Consider the following 13,730-nt stretch of genomic DNA (forward strand, 5'->3'; position numbering starts at 1 on the left):
ATGTCAGCCGCGGCGGGCGGCGCGCATAAACCTCTCTCGACGACGGTGAGGCGTTCGCGGCGATCCCGCCCGGCGCAGGCCGACTGGCGAGGCTCGGAACAGCCTTGCTCGAGTCCAGCCACGTCGGGCTCACGCCGCCCGCGAGCTCCCTCATCCAGCGCGGAGCCGTCGCGCTCGGCGCGTCCGAGCGCTCGCCGGCCCGTGCGATTCGATTCGACATCTCATGCAGCCAGCAGAACGAAGAATACATCCAATGAAACATAAATTCGATTTCATGCAGCCAGCAGAACGAAGAACATATTCGATGAACCATAAATTTGCATCGCTCGTCATGCGCCATGCCGCCGCCTCCATCGCCTCGATCTCCGCCGCCCTCGCCGGCTGCGGACCGAGCGAGCCGGGCTACGAATCGGCCGCGAACGATGAGCCGCTCGCGTCGACCCACGACGCGCTCCAGCTGGTCGGCACCCCCTGGCCCGGCGGCTGGGTGCCGGTGTGTTACCGTATCGACGACGTGGTGCCCAACGCCGAGCGAGAGCGGCGCTTCCAGTACTTCGCTCGGGCCCGCGACGCGGTCGACAACTCGTGGCAGCGGGCGGCAGACATCAAGCTCGAAGACTGGGGCCCGTGCGGCTCGAGCACGAACGGCTATCTCGTCGTCCACCTCACCGCGGGAGGCGGCAGCCACAGCGGGGTGGGCTATCCGGGGCCGAGCGGCGCGCAGCACATGACGCTCGACACGACCGACGGCCGCGTCGAGGTCGTCGCCATGCACGAGTTCGGGCACGCGCTCGGGTTTTCGCACGAGTTCGACCGCGACGACTGGACGGGGCAATGCATGAAATGCACGTCCAATGCCCAGTGTGCGAGCGGAGACGGCAAGGTCTGCCTGCCGAGCGGCTACTGCGGCGTCGCCCACCCCGGCGCCAGCAAAGCGACGCCGGTGGCCGACACCGATTCGATCATGGCGGCCACGTATTGCGGCAATCTGGCCGACACGAGTCGGACGCTGTCTCCCTGGGACGTGATCGGCGCGCAGAACGTCTATGGGCGCAAGCACGGCGGTTCGATCGTGGGGCTCGGAGGCCGCTGCCTGAACATCGACGGTAGCACGACCGAGTGGGGCAAGAACATCCTCGCATGGCAGTGCATGAACGCCCCCAACGACACATGGTCGAAGCTGCCGCACTCCTCCGGCGGGAACCACCTCCGGGCGACGATCGACGGAGAGATGCTCGCCATGAACGTCGGTGGCGGCGTGGTCTCACCGACGTCTGGAACGCCGCTCATCTCGTGGGGCCTGATCGATGGCGCGCCCAACGAGCTGTTCTCGTTCGAAGGCATGCGCCTGCGAGCCATGGGCAACATGTGCGTCGTCGCCACGGGCACGACAGCCGGCGCGATGCTCGAGGTGCGCCGCTGCGGCGAGGTGCCGTCGACGCGCGAGCGGTGGACGATGACGGCGACGAGCAGGCTGCAGTTGACCGGCACCAACCTCTGCGTCGACGTGCCGCCCGGCACCCCGGCCCTCGGCACGCGGCCGACGCTGAAGCCGTGCATCAACACCGCATCGTACCAGACGTTGAGCTTCCTCGCCGGCGAGATCAAGGCCACGTTCGCCGTCGACCGCTGCCTCAACGTATCCGGCGGCATGCCCGTACCGGGCTCCCCCATCATCTTGTGGGACGGCTGCGGCCAGGGCCTCTACAACGAGTACTTCTACGTGAACGGTCCTATCAAGTCGCTCGGGCAGTGCGTCGATATCTTCGGCGGCGCTTCGTATCCCGGCGCGCAGGTCGGCACGTACCCGTGCTTGCCGGACGCGGCCAACCAGGAGTGGGACTTCCACTGGCGCTGAGGGGCAACGCTCCCGCGCTCACCGCCGGAGGTTGTACTTGTCCAGCTTGTAGAGCAGCGCGCGCCGGGAGATGCCGAGCCGCTTCGCCGCGCGCGTCTGGTTGTTCCCCTCGGCGGCGAGCGCGTCCTCGATGCTCTTCTTCTCCAGCTCGGCGAGGCGCGCCGGCATCGGCGCGCCCTCCGCCGGCGCTCCCACGCTCGCCGGCGCTCCCACGCTCGCCGGCGCTCCCACGCTCGCCGGCGCTCCCACGCTCGCCGGCGCTCCCACGCTCGCCGGCGCCGCGTCGGCTCCGGCCACGGTGGCCGGCAGGTGCTCGACCTCGATGACGCCGCCCTCGGCCAGCACCACGGCGTGCTCGACCGCGTTGCGCAGCTCGCGCAGGTTGCCGGGCCACGCGTGCGCCTCGAGCAGCCGCATCGCGGCGGGCGCGAACCGCGGCGCCGGCTCCCCCATGCGCTCGGCGACCTGCTGCGCGAAGCGGTGCGCGAGCAGCGCGATCTCGGCGCGCCGCTCGCGGAGCGGCGGGACGCGGAGGACGAACGTGCTGATGCGGTAGTAGAGATCCTGCCGGAACCGCCCAACCGCCACCTCGGCCGGGAGATCCCGGTGCGTGGCGCACACGACGCGCACGTCGAGCTCGATCTCCTGCGTGCCGCCGATGCGGGCCATGCGCCGGCTCTCGAGGACGCGCAGCAGCTTGGCCTGCATGGCGAGGGGCAGCTCGCCGACCTCGTCGAGCAGCAGCGTGCCGCCCTGCGCCGCCTCGAAATAGCCGATCTTGCGGCGATCGGCCCCGGTGAACGCCGCCTTCTCGTGGCCGAAGAGCTCGCTCTCGAGCAGCGTCTCGGGCAGCGCCGCGCAGCTGAGCCGGACGAACGGGCCGCCGGCGCGCGGGCTCGCGCGGTGGATCTGCTCGGAGACGACCTCTTTCCCCGCGCCCGTCTCGCCGAGGACGAGGACCGTCGTCTGGGCGCGCGCGAGGCGCTGCACCACCTGGAAGACCTTCACCATCGCCTCGTCCGCGACGACGAAGCCGGCGCCGGAGAGCGCGTCCGCCGCCCCGGCCGGCGCGGCCTCCGCCGGCGCGGGCCGCGAGAGCAGCGCTGGCGCGGCGATCGCGACGACGATCTCGGCCGGGCCGACGCGGATCACGTCGCCGCCGGCGAGGAGCCGCTCGCCCCCGCGCACGGCGGCGCCGTTCACCGACGTGCCGTTGCGGCTCCCGAGATCGACGAGCTCGAGGGCGTCGCCGCGCCGCGCGATGCGCGCGTGGTTGCGCGAGACGCGGGGGTCGTCCACGCAGACCGTCGACTCCGGCGCGCGCCCGATCGCGACCGCGTCGCCGTCGGTCAGGTCGATGACCCGCGCCGCGCCGTCGCCGGTGCGCACGATGAGCGACGCCTGCCCCTGCGGCGCCCGGCCTCCGGCGCCCTCCGCGGCCTCGAGCTCGGTCGCGACCTCGGCCGCGAGGGGCGGCGGCGCCTCGCCGGACGGAGGGGCCGGCTGTCGACGAGGATCTCGCTCCGCCATGCCGTCCGAAGGATGCGCACGTGTACGAAGCTTGCGCAACCCTCAGCGACGGCGCCGCGCGGCGCGGGCGCGAGATCGCGGGGAGAGACGCCGGCCGCGCGCTGGCCTCCGCCTTGCAATGCCGCTCCGGTGCGCACGGAGACGATGCGGGAGCCGCCGTCGCCGGGAGCCATCGCGGGGACCGGTGCGTCGCGAGACGCCCTGCGCCGACGTGCGCCGAGCTTCACGAGCCCACGAACCAGGAGAGAATCCATGACTTATTCCAGCCGTCCGGCGTCCGCTCTCGCGATCCGCAGCGCGCTTTGCCGCGCCCACGCCGTCGTGTGCTTCACCGCCGCGCTCGCCGCCGCCGGGTGCGGCGCGGATCCCGCCGTCGACGCGGAGGTCGCCTCGGGGGCGAGCGGCGACGCGGTCAGCGGGGCCTTCACGATGGCGTGCTCGAAGCTGACGGTGAGCCGCGGCAGGATCGGCGCCGGGCAGACGGCCGCCGCGCTCGCGACGGCCGACCTCACGGGCGAGCAGGACGTGTGGAGCAAATACGTCGAGTTCGCGCCGAGGACGAGCGCGACGTGCGAGTACGCGCTCCCCGCGGGCACGTCGGCGGCGCAGCTCTCGTCGCTCGCGCTGGGCGTCAACTACCGCGGCCCGGCGAAGTCGGCGATGCGCTGGACCTTCGAGGCCTGGGACGCGGCCGCCGGCGCGTGGGTCCCGATCGGCGACAACGCGTTCGCGGGCGACTGGTCCTGGACGAGCGCGAGCCTGAGCCTGCCGGCGCCTCATGCGAGGTTCGTGTCGGGCGGGGCGCTCAAGATCCGGTATGCGACGGCCAGCTCCGCCGACAGCTCGCAGCTCGACCATCTCGTCCTCACGGGCGCGACCGGCGGCGGCTCGACCGGCAGCGGCGGTGCGACCAGCAGCGGCTCGGGCGGCAGCGGCGGCTCCGGCGGCAGCGGCGGCTCCGGCGGCTCCGGCGGCTCCGGCGGCAGCGGTGGCTCTGGCGGCTCCGGCGGCAGCGGCGGCTCCGGCGGCAGCGGCGGCTCCGGCGGCAGCGGCGGCTCTGGCGGCTCCGGCGGCAGCGGCGGCTCTGGCGGCAGCGGCGGTTCCGGTGGCGGTACCGGCGTCTGGGTGCCCGCCCCGGGGACGACGTGGCAGTGGCAGCTCACGGGCACCATCGACACCAGCCTGGACGTCGCCATGTACGATATCGACCTCTTCGAGGCCCCGCAGGCGACCATCGACGCCCTGCGCGCGGCCGGGAAAAAGGTGATCTGCTACTTCAGCGCGGGGAGCTCCGAGGACTGGCGCAGCGACGCGTCGAGGTTCCCCGCCGCGGCGCTCGGCAACCCGCTCGACGGGTGGCCCGGCGAGCGGTGGCTCGACACCCGCAGCGCCGGCGTGCGCGACGTCATGAAGGCCCGGCTGGACCTGGCGGTGCAGAAGCGCTGCGATGGCGTGGAGCCCGACAACGTCGACGGCTACACCAACGGCTCCGGCTTCCCGCTCACCGCGGCGACGCAGCTCGACTACAACCGCTTCCTGGCCGCCGAGGCGCACGCGCGGGGGCTGTCCATCGGCCTGAAGAACGACCTCGATCAGGTGAGGGACCTCATCGGACACTTCGACTGGGCGCTCAACGAGGAGTGCCACGCGTACGACGAGTGCGAGATGCTCACGCCGTTCATCCGCGCCGGCAAGGCGGTCTTCCACGCGGAGTACGTCGCCGCGTCGCAGGCGAACGCCATCTGCGCCGACACGAAGCCGCTCGGGCTCTCGACGCTGATCAAGCGGCTCGATCTCGACGCCTGGCGCGTCGCCTGCCCCTGATCCGCGAGCGCTGGCCGCCCACCGGCGGCCAGCGCCATCGCCCGTCAGCCGCTCACTCCCCCCTCACCTCCAGCACCTGCGCTCCGGAGAAGCTCTGCTGCTCCGGCTGGTAATACGGGTGCACCTCGGCGCCGCCGTCCTCCGCCCGGACAGGCATGGTCGCCTGCAGCCGGTAATCGAAGCTCGCCGCGCCGCCCGCGGGGATCTCCTTCACGTACAGGATCAGCTGCTTGCCCGTGATCTCGAACCTCGAGAGCTGGCCCGCCGCGATGTACTGCTGGAGATCCTCGGTCAGGACCTGGAAGCCCGGCGGGAGCCCCACCGTCACGAGGATCATGCTCTGCGCCGAGCTCGTCGTGTTCCGGACGTCCACCGACGCGGTCACGATGTCGTTCACGTACAGCGCGGTCTTGTCGTAGCTCACGCTGACCGAGAGCGGCCCTCCCCCGTCGCTCGGGACCGCGCTCCAGGGCAGGTGGTGGCGGCTCACCAGGTTGTAGCTGAGCTTCCCCTCCCCCTCGAACGCGAGCGTGACCTCGTGCGCGCCGGTGGTCGCGAGGTGCGTGAGGTCGACCGTGGTCATGACGTCGGCCTGGTCCTCGCGCAGGGCGACCGTGCTCACCGCCTCGCCGTCGACCGCGACGCTCAGCGACCCCACGGCGCCCTCGCTGCCCTTGCTCGCGGCGAGGAGCAGCGTCCGCAGGCTCCAGATCGTCGCCTGGGTGGAGCCGAAGTTGCCGTTCGCGTCCTTCGACTCGGTCAGGAACTTCACGCCGCCGTCGGCGCTCGACCGGTGCGCGTCCGCGGAGAGCAGCGCGTGCGCCGCGAGCGCGGTGGTCGTGACCTTGGCGTCGTCCCCGACCTCGTAGAACGCGGTCTGCGTGCCGCCGTCGTCCCAGAAGATCGCGCCCCCCTCGGCGGTCTTGCGCTCGTCGAGGGCGTCGAGCACCCGGTCGGTCAGCGCGCCGGACGGCGCGGCCACGGCGAGCGCGTTGGCCGCGATGGCGAGCGTGTACAGGTCGTCGGTCGCCGGCTGCAACGACCTGCCCAGGACCTCGAGCCCCCGCGCGATCTCGGGCCCCTCGTACCCCGCGCTCGCGAGCGCCCAGAGCACGAAGGCGCTGTTGCGGAGCGTGCCCGTGTGGAAGCTGAAGAACTCCGTCTGATCGCCCTCCCACGTGCCGTCCGCCTTCTGCTGGCCGGCGAGCCACGCCACGGTGCGGGCGAGCATCGCCTCGTCCACGGCGTGCACCTTGATCATGTCGGCGAACTCCATGACGCCGAACGCGGTGACCGACAGGTACGGGTGCCCGTCCTGCTCGCCGAACCACGAGAACCCGCCGCCGGCGTGCTCGAAGGTGAGCAGGCGCTGGTAGCCCGCCGAGATCAGCGACTCGGCCTTCATCTGGATCTCCGGGGTGATCTGGCCCGTCTGCTTCATGTACTGCGTCACGAGCACGTTGGGCCAGGTGGTCGAGGTGGTCTGCTCGAAGCAGCCCGACGGCACCTGGAGCATGCTGTCCATGCCGCTCACGACCTGCGACAGGAACGCGGGGTAGATCTCGAGATAGAGCTGGTTCGAGCCGACGACCGCGCCCTCGGGGAACGACAGCGCGTGGGTGACGCTGCCCGCCTCGACCATCCCGGACTTGCTCTCGGCGAACGGCTTGCCGTCCGGGACCACGCGCACGGTGCGCGCCACGGCGTCGGCGCCCTCGGTGCCCCGCGCCGTGACCGTGAGCGCGTTGACGCCCACCGTGTCCACGCGCACGGGGAACCGGACGCCGCGCACCTCGCCCGGCGCGAGCGACACCTGCGCGGTCGTCGCGCCGAGCGCGGTGTACCAGCTCCCCGGCTGGAGGCTGAGATCGACCGTCTGCGGCGTCTCGAGGTAGTTGTAGACGGCGATCGGGAACTCGACCTCATCGCCGCGCGTGAGCGTGGCCGGGAAGCTCACGTCGACGAAGAAGTCCTGGAACACCTTGAAGCCGCTCTGCACGCCGCCGAGCTTGCCGTCGGCCGAGTTCGCGAGCGCGGAGAGCCGCCACTCGGTGATGCTGTCCGCGAGCGGGATGCTCAGGGTCGCCGTGCCGTCGGAGCTCGTGATCACGCTCGGGTTGACATACAGGGTCTCCGGGAACTCGCGCCGGACGCGCGGCCCGCTCTCGCCGCCGCCGCCGGGGTCCCCGACGACGCCGCCGCCGCCCGCCCCGGCGCTGGCGCCCCCGTTGGCCCAGTCGCCGTCGCCTTCGGCGGCCTCGGGCCAATTCGGCGCGGGCACGTCCACCCCGAGATCGGCGAACTCGAACGCGATCGCCGCGTCGTCCGCGCTCTGCGCGACCTCGTCGGGCCCCGACGAGAGCACCGTGACCCCGCTCCAGGTGGAGCTCACGCGGTACGCGTTGCCCCACACGTCGAAGGCGCGGAGGCGCTCGGCCATCCGGCCCGCGAACAGCGCGGCGACCTCGCCCTGCCCGTCGCAGTAGTACTGCGTTGGATCGCAGCCGAGCTTGCGAACGTCCTCCACGGCGGCCGCCGCGGCCTCGGCGAGCACGGGCCGGAGCGCGCCCCGCTGGCGCTCGTAAAACGGCTCGAGCTCGGTCTTCACCTTCGCCAGCACGGCCGGCCACGTGCGCGCCTGGAGGCCGGTCACCGACGTGCCGGCGAGCGCGGCGAGCGACGCCTGGGTCGTGCGCTGCGCGGCCTCGGCCTGCTCGGGGTCCTCGCTCGCGGTCGCGCTGAACAGGAGGTTCTGGAGGTTCGCCGAGGGGCCGCGGATCTGGTAGCTCGGCTTCGCGAACTCGTCCTCCAGCTCGAAATAGGTGCGGAGCAGCCCGGGCTGCGCGTCGACAAGCGCGAAGACGGCCTGATCGACCACCTGCACGCCGACCGCCGCGACCTTCGGGTTGCCGGCGTCGTCCTTGACCGAGAGCCGCAGCGTCGCCGTCTCTCCCGGCGCGTACAGGGGCTTGTCGGCGTCGACCTCGATGTTCAGCGCCGAGTCGCCCCGCGCGAAGACGGTGCGGCCCGAGCGCACCAGGTTGCCGTCGTCGTCGACCAGGTACGCCTCGACCCGGTTGTTGCCGAGCAGCCCGGCGTCGACCGGCATGCTGAAGCGGGCGCGCCCGCCCTCGAGCTCGAGAGAGCGCATGTCGACCGCCTGGCCGTCGTTCAGCCAGTCGACATAGACGCTGCCGGTCTCCTCGCTCGACTCGATGGCGACCTCGATCGTCTCGCCGGCCTCGTACACGGCGCGATCGGTGCGCACGATCAGGTGCTCGCCGCCCGCCTGGGCCGCGAACGAGAACTTCTGCTGCACCGCCTTCTCACCCACCGTCGCTCGGACCGAGAACTCGCCGTCCGCCGCGCCGGGCGGCGGGGTGAAGCTCACCGCGGCCTGGCCGAAGGCGTCGGTGCGCGCGGTGAGCTGTGCGCCGTCCGGCGCCGTGATGACCGCATCGATCTCGGGGATCGGCTCGCCGAGCGGATCGGTGACGAAGAGCAGCAGGGTGTTCGGGACCCCCGGGACGAGCTCGCGCGCCTCGGGCACGAGCACGAGGGAGGCCACGTCCGCGGCGACCTTCACCGGGATCGCCTTGGTGACCTCCTGCCCTGCCGTGTCGGCGACGGTGATCGTGAGCGTCACCGCCGCGTCGCCCTGCTCCAACGGCAGGCCCGCGAGGTGCTGCGGCAGCGTCAGGCTGAACCCGTAATGCCCCTTGGCGTCGAGCGTGCCCATGATGCGCTGGAACGTCGTCTGGCCGACGTCCAGCGACGCCGCCTCGATGGTCACGCTGCCGCCGGCGACGTCCTTGCCGAAGAAGTAGCGCGCGTCGATGGTGCCGGTCAGCGTGTCGCCCGCGCTGTACCAGGGCCGGTCGGTCTTCACGGCGACCTCGAACTTCGGCAGCGCGTACTGCCCCACGGTGACGATCTTCTCCGTCGTGGTCTCGCCGCTCACGAGGCGCACCTTGAACTCGCCGACGTTCACGATCGATCCGATCTGGAACGTCGTGGCGGCCACGCCGAAGGCGTCGGTCACGATCGGCTTCTTGAAGATCTTGTTACCCTTGCCGTCCTCCACCTCGAACGTGACCGGCGCGCGGGCGAGCGGCGCGTTGTTCCCCCGCTCGAGCGCGAGCGCGCGGAGGTGGATCGTCTGGCCGGGCTTGTAGAGCGGCTTGTCGGTGGTGAGGAGCAGCTTCGGGCCGGGGCCCTCGACGGTGACCTGCTCGTCGACGACCGCGCTCACGCCGAAGCCGAGCGCCCGCGCGGAGACGGGGAGGTCGCCGAGCTCGCCGGGCTCCACCTCGAACACCGCGGCGCCCAGCGCGTCGGTCGTCCCGCGGAGCTCCCGCGCCGCGGCCCCCTCGCCCACGGCGAGCTCGACCTCCACGCTCGGCACGGGCTGGTGGCTGAAGGCGTCCGTCGCGCGCACGCGGTAGCTCGCCGCGCGCCCGCGCACCACGCGCGCCGGCCCCTCGAGCTGCACGTCGTAGGGCGGGATGACGCGCAGCAGGCTCCGCGTCACGAGCAGCCCCTTCTCCGACCCGTCGTCGATGCGCACGAGGTAGCGCGCGAGCCCCGGCTGGTCGCTCACGGCCGGCGCCGGCAGGCGAGCCTCGGCGGTCGCCGCGGCCGAGCTCGAGATGTCCACGTCCACCTCGGTCGTGCCTCGTTCCTCGTCCGCGCCGAGATCGACGAGCGTCACGCGCAGGTGGCCGCGCGTCGCCCCGGCGGTCAGGTTGCGCACCGGGATCTGGAGGCGCAGGTCGCCCTCCTCGATCACGCCCCGCAGCTTCGCCTCGTCGACCTCGATCGTCCCGTTTCGCGGCTGATCGGGGCGGCCGAAGGGCGGCGCGACTTCCTCATCGGAGGAGCAAGCCGCGCCCGAGCCCGCGCCCGCGAGCGTCAGCGCCAGCGCGGCCAGCAGGTGGGGTGAGCTCCAGCGTCGGCGAAATGCATCGAAGCGTGCGCGCATGAATCCAGTCCTCCCGAAAGGCGCTGGCACACCCCAGCGGCCGGCGCGTAGGTTGCATGGGATGTACCAGGCCATCGAAGCAGCAATTCCGCGGGAATAGACGTGGGTCGTCCCGGGGGCTGTGCCACCTTGTGCCCCGGATCCGGCTCCCGGGATGCCTCCGGCGCTGCTCTCATGGGGGCGGGCCCCGCGTCGCGGGAGCGACGGCGGCGCGTCCCGGCCGCACGCGGCGCTGGTCGCGAGGCGCGGCCGCCGTGAAGCGCCTCGCGCGTCATCGATGGTGGCGGCGCAACAGGAGCCGATGGCCATGCACAGGACAGCTGGTCTTGGCCACATCGCCTATCGAGATCGCGTGTCCGCATTCACCCCTATCCATGACGACACGCAGGTCCGGCCCATGGGATGGGGTCGCCCGCTCAGCGGCGCGCGGCATCGGCGCGGCGATGCGCGAGGTAGCCGGCGTGCCTCCCGGCGCGCGCCGGCGATGTTCCGGCGCCGGGGCGGACGCTCGCCGGCGCTCCCCTGGACATCGGCGTGCGAGCGTCCAAGGCTCCCGTTCGAGCAAGAGGCGCTTCGCTCAGGAGGAACCATGCAGATCGACTTCGATATGCCCGTGATCGCGGGAGGCGGCCTCGACGCGGGCGTGCTCGACCGGGTCCTTGTCGACCGGGAACGGGGCGTGTTGACCCATGTGGTGCTCCGTTCGCCCCTCTCGAGCGAAGAGCTCCTGGTCTCGATGGATCTCGTGCAGGGCACGGCGGGGGGCCAGCTGCGCCTGCGGCCGGGGCGAGACGAGCTCCTCTCGCTGCCCCGGTACTACGAGGGGCGGACGACGGCGCAGCCGGCGGGCCGGGTCGACACCTCGCTCGTCCCGCAGCCGCCCGAGCAGAGGCAGGCGCTGGAAGAGGCGCTGGGGGTCACCGACGACACGGTCGAGCTCGGCCCCGAGACGCGGGTGATGACCGCCGACGAGGCCGAGGTGCAGCTCGTGGGCATCGGCGCGAACGACCCCGGCAATGACATCTCGCGGCTCCGCGTGCGCGGCCCGGCGGGCGCCGAGGCCGACTTCCCCGCGTCGTGGATCGACGTGATGCGCGAGGACGTGGTGGCGCTGACGGTGACCCGGGACGACGTCCTGCGGTCGCGCCCCGCGCCCAGGCGCCGCGACGGGAACCTCGCGGACCTCGAGGGGCTCTCGGGCATGGGCGGCCTCGACGGAGACACGCCCGAGGAGGTGTTCGGCGCGGATTTCGTCGATGAGCTGCGCGACAAGGGCGGAATGGTCCTCAACGTCCCCGGCGCGAGCGGCCCCGGCGAGGCCGAAGGCCGCCGCGCCGCCGAGCCCGTCGACGCGGGCGCGGCCGCGGGGGCGGAGCGGCAGCGCCCCTCCCGCTGAGCGCGCGCGCCGGGCCGCTCACCGACGCTCCTCTCGACCGGAGCGCCGCTCTCGGCGCGCCCTCTTCCCGGCCCTCGCGCGCTCGTGGAGGAGGCCCGCGCTCGCGCGCTCAGGGCCAGGAAGAGGCCAGGAAGAGGCCAGGAAGAAGGCGGCGCGGGACTCCATGCCAGGGAGCGTCCGAGTCGAGCTCGCGCCGGCCGAGAGAGCTGACCGCCGGAGCCTTGACATCGATGCTGGCGCGTGCTCGTCTCCGCCCCCCGATGGATCCACACGACAAGCCGCCGAGCCGGGACACGGGCGCGGCCAGGGTTCTCGATCCGAGCGCGGTGGCCGAGACGTTCCGTCGCGAGATCCGGGCGGAGCTCGCCGCCCTGCCTGAGCCGCTGTTCCTGGTCGGTGTGCTCGCGGCGGATCACGGGCCCTCGTACACGTATGCCGAGTACACGCGCAAGGCGTGCGAGGACGTGGGGGTGCGCTTCGAGATCCGCCACGCCACGCGGCTCAGCGCGGAGTCCGCCATCCGCTCGGCGAACGAGGACGCGGGCGTGCACGGGATCATGGTCTATTACCCGATCTTCGGCACGGAGCAGGACGTCTATCTGCGGGACAGCGTCGATCCGTCCAAGGACATCGAGGGGCTCCACACGTACTGGGCACGTTGCCTGTACGGGAACCAGCGTTTCCTGGATGAGGCGAAGACGAAGAAGGCGATCCTGCCCTGCACGCCGCTGGCCATCCTCAAGCTCGTCGAGGCGGCCGGCTTCTTCGGCCAGGGCGAGCGGCCGCTCGAGGGCAGGAGCGTGTGCATCTTCAACCGCAGCGAGGTCGTCGGGAGGCCGCTCGCGAGCATGATGGCGCACGACGGAGCGCACGTGACCTCGTTCGACATCGACGGTGCCCTGCTCTTCGTCCCGAGCTCGTCCGGCGGCACGCACGAGGTGCACGAGACCATGGTGGACCGGGCGGGCGCGCTGCGGCAGGCGGACATCGTGGTGACCGGCGTGCCTTCGCGGAGCTTCCCCCACGTGCAGGCATCGGAGATCCGCGAGGGCAGCCTCTGCATCAATTTCTCCACCTTCAAGAACTTCAGCGACGACATCCAGACCAAGGCGAGCGTGTTCGTGCCGCGCGTCGGCCCCATGACCGTGACGATGGCGATCCGCAACAGCCTGCGTCTCTACAAGAACACCCACCCGACCGGGTGAGCCCGGCGCCCGCGCTCGCCCGCGTCAGCCCCCGGTCCACGCCCGCGCGTGCTCGCGCGCCCAAGCCTCGAAGGTCCTCGGCTTCCGCCCCGTCACGCGCTCGACGGTGTCGGTTTGCAGGGCGCCCTTGCCCGCGCGGATGCGCTCCATGAGCTCGCCGACGGCCATGGCGAGCGACGCGGGGGCCCCGGCCTCGATCATCCTCCGGCGGGCGGCCTCGACCGGGACATCCACGCGCCGGAGCGGCGTGCCGAGGACGCGCGCGAGGATCTCGACCTGATCCGGCGTGCTGAGGAGCTCGGGGCCCGTCACCTCCAGCGCCTGTCCCAGGAGCTCTTCCGTGGTCATCGCGCGCGCGGCGACCGCGGCGATGTCGCGCGGCGCGATGGGCGCGGTCTTGCCGTCCCCGTGCGGGTTGTAGACAACGCGCTCGGCCCGGATGGACCGGGCCCACTGGAAGGTGTTCGACATGAACGTGCCGGGGCGGACGAAGGTCCAGCGGAGCCCGGACGACCTGACGAGGTGCTCCCGCTCGGCGTGGCGGCGGGCGAGCTCGACCTCCGCCGCGCCGGCGCTGATGCTCGACAGGAGGACGACGCGGGGCGCGCCGCTCGCCTGCGCCGCCGCGAGGAAGCCTCGGACGTGATCGATGCCGTCGGCCTCCGCGACCGGCAGCAGGAACGCCGCCCTCACGCCCTGGAGCGCCGGCGCGATCGTGTCCTGTCGCGCGAGGTCGCCCACGGCCTTGTCGACCCTGGCCCCCCAGTGGGCCACTTTGCGCTCGTCGCGCGTGAAGACCCGGACCTTCTCGCCCGCGGCGAGGAGCTCCTCGACGAGCTCCTTGCCGACGTTCCCGGTGGCACCCGTGACCAAGTACATGCGTGTCTCCTTCCAGGTGGGCTCCTCGGATCGATCCGTGAATCGCGGCCGAGCCGC

Annotated in this window: 7 protein-coding genes; 4 read left to right on the top strand and 3 right to left on the bottom strand. The window is 72.3% G+C overall.

The genetic code is table 11. The features are described from left to right. Window positions 1-253 precede the first annotated feature (253 nt). Window positions 254-1,858, top strand: a complete 1,605-nt coding sequence (locus tag WMF33_RS24330; protein ID WP_437339351.1) for a M12 family metallopeptidase — start codon at window positions 254-256, stop codon at window positions 1,856-1,858. A gap of 18 nt (window positions 1,859-1,876) precedes the next feature. Here WMF33_RS24330 and WMF33_RS24335 read toward each other — a convergent pair whose 3' ends face one another. Continuing rightward, complete coding sequence (locus tag WMF33_RS24335; protein ID WP_437339352.1) at window positions 1,877-3,388, bottom strand: sigma 54-interacting transcriptional regulator; 1,512 nt, start codon at window positions 3,386-3,388, stop codon at window positions 1,877-1,879. A gap of 252 nt (window positions 3,389-3,640) precedes the next feature. Here WMF33_RS24335 and WMF33_RS24340 point away from each other — a divergent pair, with 252 nt between their 5' ends. After that, on the top strand, window positions 3,641-5,212 hold the full coding sequence (locus WMF33_RS24340; RefSeq protein ID WP_437339353.1) for an endo alpha-1,4 polygalactosaminidase: 1,572 nt from the start codon (window positions 3,641-3,643) through the stop codon (window positions 5,210-5,212). A gap of 52 nt (window positions 5,213-5,264) precedes the next feature. Here WMF33_RS24340 and WMF33_RS24345 read toward each other — a convergent pair whose 3' ends face one another. Further along, complete coding sequence (locus tag WMF33_RS24345; RefSeq protein ID WP_437339354.1) at window positions 5,265-10,193, bottom strand: MG2 domain-containing protein; 4,929 nt, start codon at window positions 10,191-10,193, stop codon at window positions 5,265-5,267. 589 nt (window positions 10,194-10,782) lie between these two features. Here WMF33_RS24345 and WMF33_RS24350 point away from each other — a divergent pair. Further along, window positions 10,783-11,589 (top strand): hypothetical protein, encoded by an 807-nt coding sequence (locus WMF33_RS24350; protein WP_437339355.1) that lies wholly within the window; start codon window positions 10,783-10,785, stop codon window positions 11,587-11,589. Between the two features lie 260 nt (window positions 11,590-11,849). Then, entirely contained in the window at window positions 11,850-12,794 is a 945-nt protein-coding gene (locus tag WMF33_RS24355; protein ID WP_061625152.1) for a bifunctional methylenetetrahydrofolate dehydrogenase/methenyltetrahydrofolate cyclohydrolase, read from the top strand. A 24-nt stretch (window positions 12,795-12,818) separates the two neighbouring features. Here the strand turns inward: WMF33_RS24355 and WMF33_RS24360 are convergent, their stop codons facing one another. Next, complete coding sequence (locus WMF33_RS24360) at window positions 12,819-13,673, bottom strand: SDR family oxidoreductase (protein ID WP_437339356.1); 855 nt, start codon at window positions 13,671-13,673, stop codon at window positions 12,819-12,821. Window positions 13,674-13,730 lie beyond the last annotated feature (57 nt).

This window comes from Sorangium sp. So ce394 (assembly GCF_051474665.1).
Lineage (GTDB): Bacteria > Myxococcota_A > Polyangia > Polyangiales > Polyangiaceae > Sorangium > Sorangium cellulosum_D.

Excerpts from the sequence above, each read along its gene's own strand:
- WMF33_RS24340 (WP_437339353.1), top strand. The coding sequence starts at position 3,641 with ATGACTTATTCCAGCCGTCCGGCGTCCGCTCTCGCGATCCGCAGCGCG.
- WMF33_RS24360 (WP_437339356.1), bottom strand. The coding sequence starts at position 13,673 with ATGTACTTGGTCACGGGTGCCACCGGGAACGTCGGCAAGGAGCTCGTC.
- WMF33_RS24335 (WP_437339352.1), bottom strand. The coding sequence starts at position 3,388 with ATGGCGGAGCGAGATCCTCGTCGACAGCCGGCCCCTCCGTCCGGCGAG.
- WMF33_RS24355 (WP_061625152.1), top strand. The coding sequence starts at position 11,850 with ATGGATCCACACGACAAGCCGCCGAGCCGGGACACGGGCGCGGCCAGG.
- WMF33_RS24350 (WP_437339355.1), top strand. The coding sequence starts at position 10,783 with ATGCAGATCGACTTCGATATGCCCGTGATCGCGGGAGGCGGCCTCGAC.
- WMF33_RS24345 (WP_437339354.1), bottom strand. The coding sequence starts at position 10,193 with ATGCGCGCACGCTTCGATGCATTTCGCCGACGCTGGAGCTCACCCCAC.
- WMF33_RS24330 (WP_437339351.1), top strand. The coding sequence starts at position 254 with ATGAAACATAAATTCGATTTCATGCAGCCAGCAGAACGAAGAACATAT.